This is a genomic window from Mesorhizobium sp. M1A.F.Ca.IN.020.03.2.1 (genome assembly GCF_004023205.1).
Classification (GTDB): Bacteria; Pseudomonadota; Alphaproteobacteria; order Rhizobiales; family Rhizobiaceae; genus Mesorhizobium.
Map to the genome: position 1 here is coordinate 1 of NZ_RZSV01000088.1, position 16,860 is coordinate 16,860.

Annotated in this window: 13 protein-coding genes and 2 pseudogenes; 6 read left to right on the forward strand and 9 right to left on the reverse strand. The window is 63.6% G+C overall.

Going from position 1 to position 16,860, the window contains the following annotated elements; all coding sequences use genetic code 11:
- Positions 1 to 985, reverse strand: a pseudogene (locus EOA79_RS15980) (hybrid sensor histidine kinase/response regulator); the annotation flags it as partial.
- Between the two features lie 250 nt (positions 986 to 1,235).
- Between EOA79_RS15980 and mscL the strand changes: the two are divergent.
- Positions 1,236 to 1,658 (forward strand): large conductance mechanosensitive channel protein MscL, encoded by a 423-nt coding sequence (gene mscL, locus EOA79_RS15985; protein ID WP_095777596.1) that lies wholly within the window; start codon positions 1,236 to 1,238, stop codon positions 1,656 to 1,658.
- A 105-nt stretch (positions 1,659 to 1,763) separates the two neighbouring features.
- On the forward strand, positions 1,764 to 2,930 hold the full coding sequence (locus tag EOA79_RS15990) for a pyridoxal phosphate-dependent aminotransferase (RefSeq protein ID WP_095826053.1): 1,167 nt from the start codon (positions 1,764 to 1,766) through the stop codon (positions 2,928 to 2,930).
- An 11-nt stretch (positions 2,931 to 2,941) separates the two neighbouring features.
- On the opposite strand, the gene hemA is transcribed toward EOA79_RS15990, so the two are convergent.
- Positions 2,942 to 4,219 (reverse strand): 5-aminolevulinate synthase, encoded by a 1,278-nt coding sequence (hemA, locus tag EOA79_RS15995; protein ID WP_095826052.1) that lies wholly within the window; start codon positions 4,217 to 4,219, stop codon positions 2,942 to 2,944.
- A 281-nt stretch (positions 4,220 to 4,500) separates the two neighbouring features.
- Here hemA and galE point away from each other — a divergent pair, with 281 nt between their 5' ends.
- Entirely contained in the window at positions 4,501 to 5,496 is a 996-nt protein-coding gene (gene galE / locus EOA79_RS16000) for a UDP-glucose 4-epimerase GalE (RefSeq protein ID WP_095777447.1), read from the forward strand.
- A gap of 181 nt (positions 5,497 to 5,677) precedes the next feature.
- Positions 5,678 to 6,934 (forward strand): D-amino acid dehydrogenase, encoded by a 1,257-nt coding sequence (locus EOA79_RS16005; protein WP_095826051.1) that lies wholly within the window; start codon positions 5,678 to 5,680, stop codon positions 6,932 to 6,934.
- Positions 6,935 to 7,019: 85 nt separating this feature from the next.
- On the opposite strand, the gene EOA79_RS16010 is transcribed toward EOA79_RS16005, so the two are convergent.
- From EOA79_RS16010 to EOA79_RS16040, 7 genes are all read right to left on the reverse strand, one after another.
- Positions 7,020 to 8,384 (reverse strand): FGGY-family carbohydrate kinase, encoded by a 1,365-nt coding sequence (locus EOA79_RS16010; RefSeq protein ID WP_095826050.1) that lies wholly within the window; start codon positions 8,382 to 8,384, stop codon positions 7,020 to 7,022.
- Positions 8,381 to 8,695, reverse strand: a complete 315-nt coding sequence (gene rhaM, locus EOA79_RS16015) for an L-rhamnose mutarotase (protein ID WP_206522078.1) — start codon at positions 8,693 to 8,695, stop codon at positions 8,381 to 8,383. The genes EOA79_RS16010 and rhaM overlap by 4 nt, the downstream gene beginning before the upstream one ends.
- Positions 8,695 to 9,696 (reverse strand): ABC transporter permease, encoded by a 1,002-nt coding sequence (locus EOA79_RS16020; RefSeq protein WP_095799395.1) that lies wholly within the window; start codon positions 9,694 to 9,696, stop codon positions 8,695 to 8,697. The genes rhaM and EOA79_RS16020 overlap by 1 nt, the downstream gene beginning before the upstream one ends.
- Entirely contained in the window at positions 9,693 to 10,670 is a 978-nt protein-coding gene (locus EOA79_RS16025) for an ABC transporter permease (protein WP_067322800.1), read from the reverse strand. Before EOA79_RS16025 ends, EOA79_RS16020 begins: the two co-directional genes overlap by 4 nt.
- Positions 10,667 to 12,223: a sugar ABC transporter ATP-binding protein gene (locus EOA79_RS16030; RefSeq protein WP_245322491.1), complete on the reverse strand. Its 1,557-nt coding sequence runs from the start codon at positions 12,221 to 12,223 to the stop codon at positions 10,667 to 10,669. Before EOA79_RS16030 ends, EOA79_RS16025 begins: the two co-directional genes overlap by 4 nt.
- Positions 12,224 to 12,342: 119 nt before the next feature.
- The gene (gene rhaS, locus EOA79_RS16035) at positions 12,343 to 13,338 is read right to left on the reverse strand and encodes a rhamnose ABC transporter substrate-binding protein (protein ID WP_128293090.1); all 996 of its coding nucleotides are present in this window, start codon (positions 13,336 to 13,338) and stop codon (positions 12,343 to 12,345) included.
- A 56-nt stretch (positions 13,339 to 13,394) separates the two neighbouring features.
- Positions 13,395 to 14,204: a DeoR/GlpR family DNA-binding transcription regulator gene (locus tag EOA79_RS16040; protein WP_066993950.1), complete on the reverse strand. Its 810-nt coding sequence runs from the start codon at positions 14,202 to 14,204 to the stop codon at positions 13,395 to 13,397.
- A gap of 187 nt (positions 14,205 to 14,391) precedes the next feature.
- Between EOA79_RS16040 and EOA79_RS16045 the strand changes: the two genes are divergently transcribed.
- Complete coding sequence (locus tag EOA79_RS16045) at positions 14,392 to 16,494, forward strand: bifunctional rhamnulose-1-phosphate aldolase/short-chain dehydrogenase (RefSeq protein WP_127334894.1); 2,103 nt, start codon at positions 14,392 to 14,394, stop codon at positions 16,492 to 16,494.
- A 165-nt stretch (positions 16,495 to 16,659) separates the two neighbouring features.
- A pseudogene (locus EOA79_RS33590) lies at positions 16,660 to 16,860 on the forward strand (sugar isomerase); the annotation flags it as partial.

Genomic DNA, 16,860 nt, shown 5'->3' on the forward strand with positions numbered 1-16,860 from the left:
CGTCGTGGCCGCTGAATAGCGGCAGCGACAGGACGTAGAGGTCGCTGCTGGTCCTTGCGCCGACCAGCGACAGCCCGGCAAAGGCGATCGGCAGGACGAAGAGGTTGATCGCCACGAGATAGAGCGGAAACACCCAGGTCGCGGTGCGCAGCTCGGCCTCGCTGCGATTCTCGACGATGGTGACGTAGAACTGGCGCGGCAGCATCAGGATGGCGAAGCCGCTCAAGGTCGTCAGCACCAGCCAGGTGACCAAGGACGTGTTGTAGCCCATCGCCTGGCGCACCTCGGCATTCGCCCCGAGCGTCGCCAGCATGTCGCCGGGGCCGCCGAAGATGAGAAACGTGACCATAAGGCCTATGGCGAGGAAGGCGGCGAGCTTGACCACCGTCTCGACCGCGACCGCCAGCACCAGCCCGTCCTGGTGCTCGGTGGCGTCGGCGTGGCGGGTGCCGAACAGGACCGCAAACAGCGCCAGCAGCATCGCCACCACCAGCGAGATGTCGCTTACAAAAGGATCAAAGGAAGGCGGCGATCCCGTATAGTGCTCGATCATCAGGCTGACCGAGCCGGAGATCGCCTTGAGCTGCAGCGCGATATAGGGCACGGCGCCGACCGTGGCGATCAGGGTCGCGATCGCCGCGACGGCAAAACTCTTGCCGTAGCGGGCGCCGAGAAAGTCCGCAATCGAGGTGATCTTTTCGCTCTTTGCCAGCCGGACGATGCGGTTGAGCAGCGGGAAGCCGAACACGAAGACCAGCACCGGGCCGGTGTAGATGCCGAGGAATTCGAGACCCCGCTCGGAGGAGAGCCCGACCGAGCCGAAGAAGGTCCAGGAGGTGCAGTAGATGGCGAGGCTGAGCGCATAAATGGAGGGCCGTGCGCGGCCGAGTCCGGCTGCCACGGAGCGCCGGTCGCCGACGCTGGCGATGGCAAAAAGCAGCGTCACATAGGCGATCGCGATGATGACGACGAACCAGCCTTGCACGGTTCGAACTTCCTTCCTGACCGGCTGCTCGTCCGGTTATCAAACGCAACCACAGCTTTGACGCCAAGTCCACCGCGGCTTTCGGCGCATAGGTGCTTGGTGACGCCCAGAAGCGCGAACCGGTTAGGCACAAACCGGCGGCTCCGACCTTTTTCCGGTTTTGCAACTGGGGGTTTTTGTTATTGTGGCTTCGGGGCCGGCGCCGGAGAGCCGGGGCGGCAGCGCGGCCCGTTATGGCAAGGAGGGTCGGATGCTGAAAGAATTCCAGGAATTCATCTCCAAGGGCAATGTGATGGACTTGGCCGTCGCCGTCATCATCGGCGCCGCCTTCGGCAAGATCGTCGATTCGCTGGTCAATGACATCATCATGCCGATCATCGGCGCGATTTTCGGCGGGCTTGACTTCAACAATTACTTCTTTGGGCTGTCCTCCAATGTGCACTCGGCCACGCTGGCCGAAGCCAAGAAAGAGGGCGCCGTTTTCGCTTATGGCAGCTTCATCACCGTCGTGCTGAATTTTCTGATCCTCGCCTTCATCATTTTCCTGATGGTCAAGGCGGTGAACAATCTGCGCAGGCGGCTGGAGCGAGAGAAGCCCGCGCCTGCCGCGGCGCCGCCGCCGGCGGATGTCCAGCTTCTGACCGAAATCCGCGACCTGCTCGCCAGGAAATAACGCATCCAACGTTCTTTGCTGGACCAAAACCCCGGCCGCTTGCGGCTGGGGTTTTCTGTTCGGTGATCTGGTAAGAGCGCAGCAAAACGAGCACGGATTTTGTCCATGACCCTGATTGAGACCTTGCGCGCCGAAGCCCGTGCTGCCCCCGAAAGCGGCATTGTCGCCGTCGTCAATCACGGCCGCTTGCGCGAAGGCCTGATCCCGCTCTGGGCCGGAGAGGGCGACCTGCCGACGCCTTCCTTCATCAGCGATGCCGCCGCAGGCGGCCTCGCCAATGGCGAGACCTTCTACACCTGGCAGAAAGGCATTCCCGAGCTCAGGCAGGCGCTCGCCCGCTACTATGCCAGGTATTTCGGCCAGCGCTTCGCCGAGGAAGAATTCATCGTCACCGGCTCGGGCATGCATGCCATTCAACTGGCCATCGACGCGATCGCCGGCAGCGGCGACGAGGTCGTCTATCTCTCGCCGGCGTGGCCGAATTTCGCTGCCGCCGCCGGTGTCGCCGGCGCTGTTCCCGTGCCGGTCACGCTCGACCAGTCCGGGAATGGCTGGTCCTGCGATGTCGACAAGATCGCAGCCGCCATCACGCCGCGTACCAAGGCGCTGTTCATCAATACCCCCTCGAACCCGACCGGCTGGACAGCCGACAAGGAAACGCTTCAAGCGATCCTCGATCTGGCCCGCACGAAGAAGCTTTGGATCATCGCCGACGAGATCTATGCGCTGTTCCACTATGGCCACGGCCGCGCGCCGTCTTTCCTCGATATCGCAACGGCGGAAGACCGCATCCTGTTCGTCAACAGCTTCTCCAAGAACTGGGCGATGACCGGCTGGCGAGTCGGCTGGATCAAGACGCATCCGGCGCTGCAGCAGGTGTTCGAGAACCTGATCCAGTATTCGACCTCGGGCGTCGCCCAGTTCATGCAGCGCGGCGCGGTTGCGGCCCTCGACAAGGGTGACGGCTTTATCGTCGAGCAGGTGGAGCGGGCACGTGCGGCGCGCGATCTGGTCTGCGACATCCTGGGTGCCACCGGCAAGGCGCGCTTCACCGTGCCGCAAGGTGCGTTCTACCTGTTCTTCACTGTCGACGGCATCACCGATTCCCGCGCCGCCGCCTTCGACATCGTCGACAACGCCAATGTCGGGCTGGCGCCCGGCACGGCCTTCGGCCCCGGCGGGGAGGCCTTCCTCAGGCTATGCTTCCACCGCCGCCTCGATCAGCTCGAGGAAGCGGCAAATCGCCTGGCGAAATGGATGAAGACGGTGTGAGACGGGCGGCTTCAGCCGCCTGACTTCGGCACCAGGAGTGGAATAACCCGGTCGCTCTTGGCGACGGCCGGACGGCCGGAGGCGGCATAGGGGATGCCGAGCGCATCCCAGGTCTCGACCAGCGCGTCCTGCAGTTCGGCGATCAGCGCGTCCGAATGGAACGGGGTGGGCGTGATGCGCAGCCGTTCGGTGCCGCGCGGCACCGTCGGGTAATTGATCGGCTGGATGTAGATGCCGTGGACGCCAAGCAGGCGGTCGCTCGCCATCTTGCAAAGCTCCGGATCGCCGACCAGCACCGGCACGATATGGGTGGCCGATTCCATCACCGGCAGCCCGACCGCGGCAAGCATCTGCTTGGCCCGCGCTGCCTGGCGCTGCTGGGCGTCGCGCTCGGCCTGCGAGCGCTTCAAATGCCTGATCGAGGTGGTGGCGGCCGCCGCGATCGCGGGCGGCAGCGCGGTGGTGAAAATGAAGCCCGGCGCATAGGAGCGCACCGCGTCGATCACAGCGCTCGTGCCGGTGATGTAGCCGCCCAGCGTGCCGAAGGCCTTGGCCAGCGTCCCCTCGATGATGTCGATGCGGTCGGCAAGACCCTCGCGCTCGGTGATGCCGCCGCCGCGCGCACCGTACATGCCGACAGCATGAACCTCGTCGATATAGGTCAGGGCGTTGTAGCGCTCGGCGAGCTCGACGATCTGCTTGATCGGCGCGATGTCGCCGTCCATCGAATAGACGCTTTCGAAGACGATCAGCTTGGCGCGCTCGCGTCCTGCCGCCTGCAGCAGGCTTTCCAGATGCGCAACGTCGTTGTGGCGGAAGATCTTCTTCTCGGCCCCGGAACGCCGCACGCCTTCGATCATCGAGGCATGGTTCAACTCGTCCGAGATGAGCAGGCAGTTGGGCAAGAGCCTGGCGATGGTCGAGATCGAGGCTTCGTTGGAAACGAAACCGGAGGTGAAGACCAGCGCCGCCTCTTTGTCGTGCAGGTCGGCGAGCTCATGCTCCAGCTCGACCAGCGGGTTGGACGTGCCGGAAATGTTGCGGGTGCCGCCAGCGCCCGAGCCCATCCGGCCTGCCGCGTTCTGGAAGGCGGCGATGACGTCCGGATTCTGGCCCATGCCGAGATAGTCGTTGGAGCACCAGACGGTGATTTCCTGGGCGCGACCGTTGGAGCGCCAGATGGCGCGTGGAAACTTGCCCACGATGCGCTCGAGGTCGGCGAAAACGCGGTAGCGCCGCTCGGCATGGAGCTGGTCGATCGCGTCTTCGAAGAACCGCTGGTAGTTCATGTCGGCTTCCCAATTTTGCGCCGGATCATAGTCACGGGCCTATGTTACGTCCACCGCGCCGCACCGGTCAAAATGCCACGCCCCGCGCCTGTTCCTAACGATGCCGGATCATGGCCTATTCCCGGGGATGTGAACCAGCTTTGTTTCGGTACGATGCCTCGGGCAGGCGGAACTGTTACAGACTTAACACTAAAATGGGAGGCTAATGGGCTTACGGCGGGGTTTCCAGCACGGCGGCTGTTGAGACAGTTTCCGATAAATCTTGATCAGCGAGGTAAGCGATGACGGTTTTGGTGACGGGCGGTGCCGGCTATATCGGCAGCCACATGGTCTGGGAGCTTTTGGACGCCGGCGAAAGCGTCGTCGTGCTCGACAGGCTTTCCACCGGCTTCGAATGGGCGGTGGCGCCGGAGGCGAAGCTCGTCGTCGGCGACGTCGCCGATCGCGATCTGGTCGGCCGGATCATCCGGGAAAACAAGGTCGACGCCATCATCCATTTCGCCGGCTCGATCGTGGTGCCGGAATCGGTCGCCGATCCGCTCGGCTATTACGAGAACAACACCTGCAAGACGCGCGCGCTCATCGAAACCGCCGTGCGCGAGGGCGTGCCGCATTTCATCTTCTCGTCCACCGCAGCCGTCTATGGCGGCGCCGGGCTGGAGCCGGTGCGCGAGGATGCCCGGCTGGCGCCGGAATCGCCTTACGGCCTCTCCAAGCTGATGAGCGAGTGGATGCTGCGCGATGCCGCGATTGCGCACGACATCCGCTACACGGCGCTGCGCTATTTCAATGTCGCCGGCGCCGATCCCAAGGGCCGCACCGGACAGTCGACGCCCGGCGCCACGCATCTGATCAAGGTCGCCTGCGAGACGGCGCTCGGCAAGCGGCCATTCATGCAGGTCTTCGGCAAGGACTATCCGACACCGGACGGCACCTGCATCCGCGACTACATCCATGTCAGCGATCTGGCGGCGGCGCACCGGTTGGCACTGCAGCGGCTGCGCGATGGCGGGGAGAGCCTCGTCGCCAATTGCGGCTACAGCCACGGCTATTCGGTGCTGGAAGTGATCGACAGCGTGCGCCGCGCCTTCGGCCATGATTTCGACGTTCGCATGGGTGCGCGACGGCCGGGCGACGCCGCCGCCGTGGTCGCCAATTCCGACCTTGCCCGCAAGGAGTTCGGCTGGACGCCGCAGCGCGACGATCTCGACCAGATCGTCAAGGATGCGCTGGCCTGGGAACGCATCCTGACGACCAAGAACTCCGTTCGAAACTAAGCAGTTCAGGAAAGTGTGTAGCGGTTGGGTTCGGCGACTTCGCCGTAGCCTTCGTCCCGGAATTGCGTAATGAGACTGACCTGTTGGGCCAAGGGCTCGTCCGGCGAGTTTAGACGCGGTATTGAGGCTCATGCGGTGGTGTGCCGAAGGCGCACTGTTGGAATGAGCCTTGAGGGACGGCATGAAGGTCTTGGTGCTCGGCGCCGGCGTGATTGGCACGGCGGCCGCCTACTATCTGGCTAAAGACGGTCATGAGGTGACGGTGATCGAGCGCCATGAGGCAGCGGCGCGCGGCACCAGCCAGTCGAACGCCGGCCTGGTCTCGCCGGGCGACGCCACCGCCTGGGCCTCGCCGGCGGCGCTCAAGACCTTTCTGCGCGCGCTCTGGAACCATGACCTCGGCATCAAGGTCCGGCTGCGCCTCGATCCGTATTTCTATGCCTGGAGCCTGCGCTTCCTGCGCGAGTGCACCGTAGCGCGCCTGCGCGCCAACACCGACGTCAAGCTGAAGCTCGCGCTCTATTCGCGCGACTGCATCAATGCGCTCTCGGAGGCGACCGGCATCCATTACGACGAACGCAAGAAAGGCATCCTCTACTTCTTCCGCTCGCAGAAAAGCTTCGACACCGGCACCGACAATTACCGCTACCTCGGCGAGCGCGGCCTGCCGATCGAGATCGTCGGCCGCGACCGCTTGGCCGAGCTGGAGCCGGGCCTTGCCGGCGTGAAGGACAAGATCGCCGGCGGCATCTATTCTCCAATCGACCAGACCGGCGATTCCAAGCAATTCGTCGACAAGCTCGCCGCCTATGCGGCCGAGAAGCTCGGCGTCAGGTTCCTGTTCGGCACGACAATCGAGGGCCTCGACATCGAGGGCGACCGGGTGCGAGCCGTGATGACCTCGGCCGGACCGGTTGCGGGCGACGCCGTCGTCATCTCGATGGGAGCCGAAAGCGGCCTGTTCGGCCGCCGCTACGGCATCGACCTGCCCGTCTACCCGGTGAAGGGCTACACCGTGACCGTCCCGCTCGAGGACGAGAGCAAGGGCCCGACCATGGGCGGCGCCGACGAGGACCGGCTGATCGGCTATTCGAGGCTGGGCAACCGGCTGCGGATGTCCTCGACGGCGGAATTCATAGGCTTCGATCGCAGCTTCAAGCCGCGTGATTTCAGAACCATCCTGGAAACCGGCAAGGACCTGTTCCCGGGCGCCTTCGACGAGAAGAAGGCGCTGCTTTGGGCAGGCCTGAGGCCGATGATGCCGAGTTCCGTGCCCATCTTCGGTCAGGCGAAATACCGCAACCTCTATCTCGACACCGGCCACGGCCATCTCGGCTGGACCATGGCTTGCGGCTCGGGAAAATTCCTGTCCGACCTCGTCGCCGGCCGCAAGCCGGAGATCGATCCGCAAGGGTTGCTTTACGCGACATCGGGCTGAGACGATCGGTGCGCAAGTTGCCACTGGCCTATGTCGGCGCTGGTCGGCGCGACCTGTCAAGTTGTGGCAAATACCATGGCGGGGATCACGTCCCGATGACCCGCTGCCACGCTCGCGCGTAATCATGCCAAGCCGGATCTGCGGGTGGCTCGGTCCGCTCGCCTTTGCTCATGGCGGTAGCGCCGTCTGACGCCGGCAGTGCCGCGCCGATGCTCGTTCCTGTTGACGTTTCCGACGCGATGACAGCCCGTCCCGTTGCCGCCGCCAGCATGCGGATGAAAAGCGGGTTCCGCGCAAAGGGCCCTTCGACCGTCGTCCGCCCGTCGCCGCCAACCAACTCCAGGCAGGTCGCGGTCATCAGCGCCAGATAGAACGAGATGGCGGCGAAGCGCTGGCCGGGTGGCAAGCCCTCGGCGTTGACCCATTGCGCGGCACGGTGAGGGAATGGCCCGGACCCCTCCTGGGTTGATGGCAGCAGCAAGGCCTGGCGTGCCAGCACGGCGGCAATATCGGCCTCGGTCCAGTCCTGCGCCTGGCCCTCGGTCAGCAGCGAAAACTCGCGTCCACCCATGAAGCGCGCCGACGGCACGGGATCGCCGAGCGCATTGACATTGACCAGCGTGTCGCGCTCCGCATCGAGCTCGACCTTCTTGCCGCCGACCGCCATCGAGACCACCCATGTGCCGGTCGAGACGACGGAGAAGGGCGGCCGATCGGACAACAGATGCGGCAGAAGCGAGGCGTTGGAGTCGTGCAGGCCGCAGAACACGGGAGTCGCGGGGTCGAGCCCTGTCAGTCGGGCAATCGCCGGCAGGATCGATCCGAGCCTGTCCTTCGCCCGACGCACGGGCGCCATCAGCGGACGCCAGCCCATCCTGTCGACCAGCGAGGAATAGTCGGACGTCCAGGGGTTCCACAGATCGGTGTGGCAGCCCAGCGATGTCACTTCGTTGGCGGCGACGCCAGTCAGCCGCAGCGCCCAATATTGCGGATACATGAGGATCGCGGCGGACTTGGCGAATTCCACTGGAAAGCGCTTTTGCTGCCAGAAGAATTGCGCGCCGAGATTAAGGCCGATGGGCAACCGCGGCGTGCCTGTTTCGGCGAAGGGAGCGCGTACGGCGTCGTAGTCGGCCGCAAGCTGGTCGGGGCCGTCGAACTCATAGTCGAGCACCGGCAGCACCAGTTCGCCGGCGGCGTCGACCAGCGCCCCGGTAGCGCCATGCGTGGTGATCGAGATCGCATCGATCCGCCGCTCGCGGTTGATATCGGCGAGGCTGTTCAGGATGAACGTCCACAGCGCCTCGACATCGTGATGGGGGTAGGGCGCCTGCCAAACGGGCGCGTTCGCGGTGCGGCGCAGCGCGATCTCGCTCGGCGTCGTGAGCTCGACCAGCGCCACCTTGGCGTTGGTCTTGCCGATATCGATGACGGCGACGTGGCGGATCATGCCATATGGAACATGGTTTCCAGCGGCACCGCCACCGGCTCATTGTCGGGTTTGGTTTCCATGAGGTCGGCCATATGCGCCCACCAGCGCTGCATCACAGGATGTTTCGGCAGGTCGGCCATGCCGTGATCGTCGCGTCGCCACAGCACGCCGAAGAGGATGGTGGTCTCCTCGTCGAGATAGATCGAATAGTCGGAGACGCCGGCATCTCTCAGCAGCTCCGCCAGCTCAGGCCAGATCTCGTCATGACGGCGCTTGTACTCGGCCTTCATGCCGGGATTGAGCTTCATCTTGAAGGCGTGTTTCTCCATCAGGCGAAACGTCCTTCGCGCAGCCGCCGCCAGACGATCGGCAGCGCAATGACGATGATCAGCAGCAGGCCGATGAAGATCGACATGACGATGCCGGGCACGTTGAGCAGGCCGAGGCCGAAGGTCACCAGCCCCATGATAAAGGCGGCAAGAACCACGCCGAGGATGCTGCCGGCGCCGCCGAGGATCGACACACCTCCCAGCACCACCATGGTGATGGCCTCCAGCTCATAGCCCTGCGCAATCGACGGCCTTGTCGAGCCGAGCCGCGACGTGATCAGCACCGAGGCGATGCCCGACATCAGCCCGGTGAGGCAAAACAGGATGAATTTGATGCGGTCGACGCGCACACCGGAGAACTGGCAGGCGACCGGATTGTTGCCAATGGCAAAGACGCGGCGGCCGAAGCTCGTGCGATGCAGCACGAACCAGTAGACCAGCGCCGCGAAAAGGAACAACGCCAGCTCGAACGAGAAGACCCACCAGACATAACCCTGGCCGAAGAAGGCGAAACTCTCCGGATATCCCTTATAGGCCTGGTCGCCGAGGATGATGAAGGCGATGCCGCGAAACAGGCTCATCGTGCCGATGGTGACGACGATGGAAGGCAGGCCGAGCCTGGTGACGAGCAATCCGTTGAAGGCGCCGCAGCCGAGCCCCACGGCGATGCCGATCGCGACCAGCACCGGCGTGCCGGCGCCCGCCTGCGCCGCCATGCCCATCATCGTCGAAGCGAGCGCGACAATCGCGGCAACCGACAGGTCGATCTCGCCCGAGATGATCAGCAGCGCCATTGCAAGCGCAATCAGGCCCTTTTCGGTGAAGTTGAAGGTCAGATCCGAGAGCGACCACGGGTCGAGGAAATAGGGCGAGGCGAAGCTGTTCACCGCGAAGATGAGGATCGCGATGACTACGAGCAGTGCCTCCCAGGAAAAGATCGCCGAAGAAAGCGGCTTGTCGAGCCGGTCGGGGATATGGCGCGGGGCAGGGGTGTCCGTCATGCCGCTTCCGCCTTTCTGAGGATGATGCGACCCTGCCGGCGCTCGCCGCGCGCGTTGAGCACCACGGCCAGGATGATGGCGCTGCCCGAGATCGCCATCTGCCAGAAGGGCGAGATGTTGATGACCGGCAGCGCGTTGGAGATGATGCCGAGGAAGAGCGCGCCGAGCACCGCGCCGCCGACCGAGCCAATGCCGCCGGCGATCGAGATGCCGCCGATGACGCAGGCGGCGATGATGTTGAGCTCGTAGCCGTTGGCGACTTCGACCGAGGCGATCACGTAGCGCGAGATCCATAAGTACCCGGCTAGCCCGCCGATCATGCCGGAAATGCAAAAGACGATGAACTTGGTGCGGCCGACATCGATGCCGGCATAGACCGAGGCGGTCGGGTTGACGCCGATGGCATAGATCGAGCGGCCGATCTGCGTGCGCGTCATCGCCAGAAAGAACAGCGCAATGACGAGAAGCGCGATCCACGACAGGACCGGCAGGCCGAGGAAGGCGGCGCGCTGGAAGTTGATGAAGTCGGGGCTCATCTGGTCGGCATTGACCCAGGCGCCGCCGGAGACGACGAAGGTGGCGCCGCGATAGATGGTGAGCGTGCCGAGCGTGACCACGATGGACGGGATATTCAGCCGCCACACCAGGAAGCCGTTGATGGCGCCGAGTAGGAGGCCGACAAGCAGTGCGATGACGATCAGCACCGGGATCGGGATCGCCGGATGGGCAGCGTTGAGCATCGCCACCACCATGCCGGTGAAGCAGAGGTTGGACGCCATCGACAGATCGATCGAGCGCGTCAGGATCACCACCATCTGGCCGAGCGCCAGGATCATCAGGATCGAGGTGTCGTTGAACACCTGGCGCAGATTGGCCGGATCGGCAAAACCGGGGAAGCGGGTCGAGATCAGCCCGATCAACAGGACGATGCCGGCGAGCAGCCAGATCTCGCGATATTTGAGAAAATTCTTCATGCCGCGATCCCCGCTGCGGTCCTGACCAGCGTCTCGGCGTCGAGGCCTTTGTTGTCGTAGGTGGCCGCGATACGGCCTTCACGCATGACCACGACCCGGTCGGACATGCCGAGGATTTCCGGCAGTTCCGAGGAGACCATGATCACCGATAGCCCCTGCGCCACGAGCTCGGCCATGAAGCCGTGCACAGCGGCTTTGGAGCCGATGTCGATGCCCTTGGTCGGCTCGTCGAGGATGATGACCTTCGGCGTCGTCGCCAGCCATTTGGCGATGACCACCTTCTGCTGGTTGCCGCCGGAAAGGGTGCCGACATCCTGGCTGAGCGACGAGGCGCGCAGGTCCAGCCGCTCGGTGTAGGAGCGGGCAAGTGAGAATTCTTCCGCCAGCTTGAGCACACCGGATTTCGAGGTGCGCGCAAGCGAAGGCAGCGATACGTTCTGAAAGATCGGCAGGCCGATGACGACACCCTGCTTGCCGCGCTCTTCCGGCACATAGACGATGCCGGCCTCGATCGAATCCGCCGCCGATTTCGGCGCGATTGAGTTGCCGTCCAGCGAAATCGTGCCGCGGCTGGTGCGCGTAATGCCGGCGATCGCCTGCATCACCTCGCTGCGGCCGGCACCGACGAGGCCATAGAAGCCGAGGATTTCGCCCTTGCGCAATTCGAAGCCGATATCGTCGAACTCGGTCGGGTGCGACAGGCCGGAGACCGACAGCACCGGCGCGCCGATCTTCGGCTCGCGCTGCGGAAAGATGTGGTCGACGTTGCGGCCGACCATCATACGCACGATCTCGTTCTGGCCGGTGTCCTTGAGCAGGCCTTCGCCCACCATCTCGCCGTCGCGGAAGACGGTGTAGCGGTCGGCGATGCGGTAGATCTCGTCGAACTTGTGGCTGATGAAGAGCACCGCCTTGCCTTCGCTCTTCAGGAATTCGATCAAGAGGAAAAGTTCGTCGATCTCCTTCATCGAAAGTGCGGCGGTCGGCTCGTCCATGATGACGATGCGCGCGTCGATGGACATGGCGCGCGCCACCGCCACCAGATGCTTGTTGGCGATGCCGAGGTCCTTCAGGCGGGTGTCGGCGTCGATGTGGCCGGCGCGCATCGTCTCCAGCACCTCGCGCGCATTTTTGCGCATGGTGCGCCAGTCGATGGTGCCGAAGCGGGTGCGCGGCGCATGGCCGAGGAAGATGTTTTCGGCGACCGAAAGGTCGTCGAACAGCACCGTCTCCTGATGGATGGCGGTGATGCCGTGGCCGAAGGCGGCATGCGCGCTGGGCAGCGTCGTGGCCTGGCCGTCGATGCTGATTTCGCCGGCGTCGGGCTGGTAGATGCCGGTCATGATCTTGACCAGCGTCGACTTGCCGGCGCCGTTCTCGCCGATCAGCGCCGTCACCTGTCCGGGATAGAGCGACAGGCTGACATTGTGCAGCGCCCGAACGCCCGGAAAACTCTTGGAGATGCCTGAGAGCGTCAGGCGCGGGGCCAATTTGTCCTCGCCCTCGCGGGGAGGGTCGCGAACAACGTGAGCGGGATGGGGGTTGTCTAGCATATCAAGTTAAGGTCCTGGTGCATGGAAGCGTCGTCACCCCCGCCCCGTCTCGCCAGTTTTGCTTCGCGACACCGCCTCGCCGACCCTCCCCACAAGGGGGAGGGTGCAAGCTCCTCAGATCAATAGATCTTTGAGAACTTCTCGATGTTGGTCTTGTCGAACTGGAAGGGCGGAGCCATCGCAGCCGAGTTGGTTTCGTCGAGCGTCACCTTGCCGACGCGGCCGATCGACAGCGTGGCGCCGGGCTTGGCCTCTTCTTTCTTCACCGCCAGGTCATGCGCGAGATAGATCGCCGAGTAGCCGAGGTCGATCGGGTTCCACAGCGCGACCGCCTGGCTGGCGCCGTTGTCGATGAACTTCTTGAACTCCGACGGCAGCGCGAGGCCGGTGACGTTGACCTTGCCGATCAGGTTCTCGTCGGTGACGACCTGGGCGGCGGCAACGACGCCGACGGTGGTCGGCGCGATGATCGCCTTCAGGTTCGGATAGGATTTCAACAGGCCCTTGGCTTCGTCGGTGCTCTTGGCGGAGTCGTCGTCGCCATAGACGGTGGCGACCAGCTTGATCTTCGGGAACTTCTCCGGCAGCACCTTCTTGGCCGCTTCGATCCAGGCATTCTGGTTGGTCGCGGTCGAGGATGCCGAGAGGATGGCGACATCGCCGCCTTCCGGCAGGTAGTCGGCGGCGAGCTTGATGATGGTCTCGCCGATCAAATTGGTGTCGGACGGGTTGAGGTGGAGCTGGCGGCCTTCCTTGGCGACGCCGGAGTCCCACGAGATCACGGTGATGCCGCGATCCATCGCCTTCTTCAGCACCGGCACCAGCGCATCGGCGTCATTGGCCGAGAGGGCGATGGCATTGACCTTCTGCGCGATCAGCGAGTTGATCACCTCGATCTGCGCCTCCGCCGTCGCTTTGGTCGGACCGGTATAGATCACGTCGACGTCGCCCAGTTCCTTGGCCGCTTCCTCGGCGCCCTTGTTGGCGGCGTCGAAGAAGCCGTTGCCGAGCGACTTCACGACCAGCGCGATCTTGACGTTCTCGGCATAGGCGCCATTCACGAACATGGCGGCGGAAAAGGCCGCCGTGACCAGCAGTTTCTTCAAAAAGCTCATTCGAATATCCTCCCTTGAGCGTTGCATTCCATCGCCGCTGCGGGCGCGAGTTGTCCTCAGGCCTGCAGTGAAGATTCCTCCTTGTCGCTTGACTGTTTGCGGGCGACGATCAGCGCCACACCCGCGGTTTCCAGCATCTTGGCTTCGCGGTCGTCGATACCGTCGTCTGTGATCACGGTCGTGATGCGCGACAGCCCGCACAGGATCAGGCTGGATCGCATGCGGAATTTCGAGGAATCGACCAGCACCACCAGCTCGTCGGCCTGGTCGATCAGTTTTTGCTCCGCCTGGATCAGCAGCGGGTCGCCTTCCATCAAGCCGAGCGGGCCTAACCCTTGAGCGCCCATGAACATGCGCCGCGCATAGAAATTGCGCGTCACGTCATTGTCGAAGGGCGACAGGATGATGTTCTGCTCGCGATAGATCGTGCCGCCCGACAGCATCACCATGTTCTTCGAGTGCTTGAGCAGATGCTCGGCGATCGGGAACGAGTTGGTGAAGATCGGCATGCGGCGGCCGGTCAGGAAATGCACCATCTGGAAGGTCGTGGTGCCGCCATTGATGATGATTGGCTCGCCGTCCTTGCAAAGGTTCACCGCTTCCCGCGCGATCGCCCGCTTCTGCGCGGCGTTCAGCGTTTCGTTGACCGAGAAGGGCCGGCCGGCAAGGCCGATGACTTGCGGCGGTGAGATCGCCTCGGCGCCGCCGCGCACCCGGCGCAGGCGCTTTTGCACATGCAGCGCCGCGATATCGCGCCGGATCGTCGCCTCGGAGGAGTCCGTCAGGTCGACCATTTCCTGCACCGTCACCACAGGCTTTTCCTGGACGGCGGACAGAATGATCCTGTGGCGCTCTTTTTCGTGCATGGTTCCTCCCTGCCTGGCTATCAGGCACCAGAAAACGCGCAGTGTCAATCATTTCCGATCACATATTTTCATTGTGCAGTGCAATATGATCGATTTTGATCGTTTGTGATTGACAAGAGGCCCAGTTGCGTAGACATTCCAGCCAGAATTGGACTGCTCATTTTTAGCGTCCCAAGGGAGGATACCTATGCTCGACAAGCGCTCCGGCTCGCGCCTCGCCAATTTGTGGGACGATGCAAAGGCCGAAGGGATGAGCGGTCCCGAGCTTCTGGTCTATCGCTCGAACACGCTGGGTTCAGACAAGCGCGTCACCAATTATGGCGGCGGCAACACCTCGTCCAAGGTCTGGCAGAAAGACCCGCTGACCGGTGAGGACGTCGAGGTGCTGTGGGTCAAGGGCTCGGGCGGCGACAGCGCTTCGATCAAGCTCGACGGGTTCGCGACCCTCTACATGGACAAGCTGCGCGCGCTGAAGAGCCTCTATCGCGGCGTCCACCACGAGGATGAGATGGTGGGCTACCTGCCCCACTGCACCTTCAACCTCAATCCGCGCGCGGCTTCCATCGACACGCCGCTGCATGCCTTCGTGCCGAAGGCTTGCGTCGACCACATGCATCCCGATGCCATTATCGCGATAGCCGCGGCGAAGGACTCCAGAGCGATCACGAAAGAGGTGTTTGGCGAGGCCATCGGCTGGCTGCCCTGGAAGCGGCCGGGCTTCGAGCTTGGGCTGTGGCTGGAGAAATTCTGCCGCGACAACCCTGGCGCCAAGGGAGTGGTTCTCGAAGGCCACGGCCTGTTCACCTGGGGCGACGCGCCGAAGGAATGCTACGAAACGACGATTTCGGTGATCAATCAGGCGATCGACTGGTTCGAGCGCAAATCCGAGGGCAAGGCGATCTTCGGCGGCGAGGTGGTGAAGGCGCTCGAGGCGCCGGCACGGCGTGCCATTGCCGCGAAACTCATGCCGAGAATCCGCGGCCTGATCTCGGAAAAGAGCCATAAGCTCGGCCATTTCGACGACCAGCCGGCAGTGCTCGAATTCGTCAATTCGAAAGACCTGCGCCCACTGGCGGCCCTGGGCACGTCCTGTCCGGACCATTTCCTGCGCACCAAGATCCGGCCATTGGTGATCGAGTTCGATCCGGCAAAGCCGGATGTCGATGCCGTCATCGCGCGCCTCGCCGACGACATTGCGGCCTATCGGGTTGGCTACCAGGCCTACTACGACAGCTGCAAACATAAGGACTCGCCCGCCATCCGCGATCCGAACGCGGTCGTCTATCTGATGCCGGGCGTCGGCATGTTCACTTTCGCCGGCGACAAGGCGACGGCGCGCATCTCCGGCGAGTTCTACGTCAACGCCATCAACGTCATGCGCGGCGCCTCGACGGTCTCGTCCTATGTCGGCCTGCCGGCTCAGGAGGCCTTCGACATCGAATACTGGCAGTTGGAAGAAGCCAAGCTCCAGCGCCTGCCGAAGCCGAAGGCGCTGGCGGGACAGATCGCCCTGGTCACCGGCGGTGCCGGCGGCATCGGCCGCGCCACCGCCAGCCGCCTGCTGCGCGAAGGCGCCTGCGTCGTGCTGGCCGATATCGATGAGACCGCGCTTGCCGGCGCTCACGAAGAGCTGTCGAAAGCCTACGGCAAAGACTTCGTCCGTCCGGTGCGGATCGACGTGACCTCGGAAGATCAGGTCACGTCGGGCTTTGCCGAAACTTCGGTCGAGTTCGGCGGCATCGACATTCTCGTTTCCAATGCCGGCCTGGCCTCCTCGGCGCCGATCGAGGAGACGACGCTGGCGTTGTGGAACAAGAATATGGACATCCTGTCGACCGGCTATTTCCTCGTTTCGCGCGAGGCTTTCCGGCTGTTCCGCGCGCAGAAGATCGGCGGCAATGTCGTCTTCGTCGCCTCCAAGAACGGCCTTGCCGCTTCGCCCAACGCCGCCGCTTACTGCACGGCCAAGGCGGCCGAGATCCATCTCGCGCGCTGTCTCGCGCTTGAGGGTGCGGAGGCGCAGATCAGGGTCAACGTCGTCAATCCGGACGCCGTGCTGCGCGGCTCCAAGATCTGGACCGGCGAATGGAAGGAACAGCGCGCCGCCGCCTACAAGATGTCGACCGACGATCTCGAGGAGCACTACCGGTCGCGTTCGATGCTGAAACGCTCGGTATTTCCGGAAGATATCGCCGAAGCGATCTACTTCTTCGCGTCCGACATGTCGGCCAAGTCGACCGGCAACATCGTCAATGTCGACGCCGGCAACGCGCAGAGCTTTACGCGGTAAATTGTCAAAGCCAGCGCTGCCCCCTCACCCTTACCCTCTCCTCGTAAGAACGGGGAGAGGGGGGCGCCAGCGCTGGAGCGCGTCCCTTCTCCCCGTCACTATACGGGGAGAAGGTGCCGGTAGGCGGATGAGGGGCAGCGCCGACGAATATTTGGGAGGGACAGAATGTCCAAACAGATCATCTCAGCCGACCTCGTCGCCAACCACAACTCAGCTCGCCAACCCGCCCTCGAGCGTGACTACGCCTCACTCGGCGAGCGCCTCGACCGGCGCGGCATCGCCATCGATGCGATCCGCGACCAAGTCGAAAAATTCGGCGTCGCGATCCCGTCCTGGGGCGTCGGCACCGGCGGCACGCGCTTTGCC

Excerpts from the sequence above, each read along its gene's own strand:
- galE (WP_095777447.1), top strand. The coding sequence starts at position 4,501 with ATGACGGTTTTGGTGACGGGCGGTGCCGGCTATATCGGCAGCCACATG.
- rhaM (WP_206522078.1), bottom strand. The coding sequence starts at position 8,695 with ATGGAGAAACACGCCTTCAAGATGAAGCTCAATCCCGGCATGAAGGCC.
- EOA79_RS16045 (WP_127334894.1), top strand. The coding sequence starts at position 14,392 with ATGCTCGACAAGCGCTCCGGCTCGCGCCTCGCCAATTTGTGGGACGAT.
- EOA79_RS16025 (WP_067322800.1), bottom strand. The coding sequence starts at position 10,670 with ATGAAGAATTTTCTCAAATATCGCGAGATCTGGCTGCTCGCCGGCATC.
- EOA79_RS16030 (WP_245322491.1), bottom strand. The coding sequence starts at position 12,223 with ATGCTAGACAACCCCCATCCCGCTCACGTTGTTCGCGACCCTCCCCGC.
- EOA79_RS15990 (WP_095826053.1), top strand. The coding sequence starts at position 1,764 with ATGACCCTGATTGAGACCTTGCGCGCCGAAGCCCGTGCTGCCCCCGAA.
- EOA79_RS16010 (WP_095826050.1), bottom strand. The coding sequence starts at position 8,384 with ATGATCCGCCACGTCGCCGTCATCGATATCGGCAAGACCAACGCCAAG.
- EOA79_RS16020 (WP_095799395.1), bottom strand. The coding sequence starts at position 9,696 with ATGACGGACACCCCTGCCCCGCGCCATATCCCCGACCGGCTCGACAAG.
- EOA79_RS16040 (WP_066993950.1), bottom strand. The coding sequence starts at position 14,204 with ATGCACGAAAAAGAGCGCCACAGGATCATTCTGTCCGCCGTCCAGGAA.
- EOA79_RS16005 (WP_095826051.1), top strand. The coding sequence starts at position 5,678 with ATGAAGGTCTTGGTGCTCGGCGCCGGCGTGATTGGCACGGCGGCCGCC.
- rhaS (WP_128293090.1), bottom strand. The coding sequence starts at position 13,338 with ATGAGCTTTTTGAAGAAACTGCTGGTCACGGCGGCCTTTTCCGCCGCC.
- hemA (WP_095826052.1), bottom strand. The coding sequence starts at position 4,219 with ATGAACTACCAGCGGTTCTTCGAAGACGCGATCGACCAGCTCCATGCC.
- mscL (WP_095777596.1), top strand. The coding sequence starts at position 1,236 with ATGCTGAAAGAATTCCAGGAATTCATCTCCAAGGGCAATGTGATGGAC.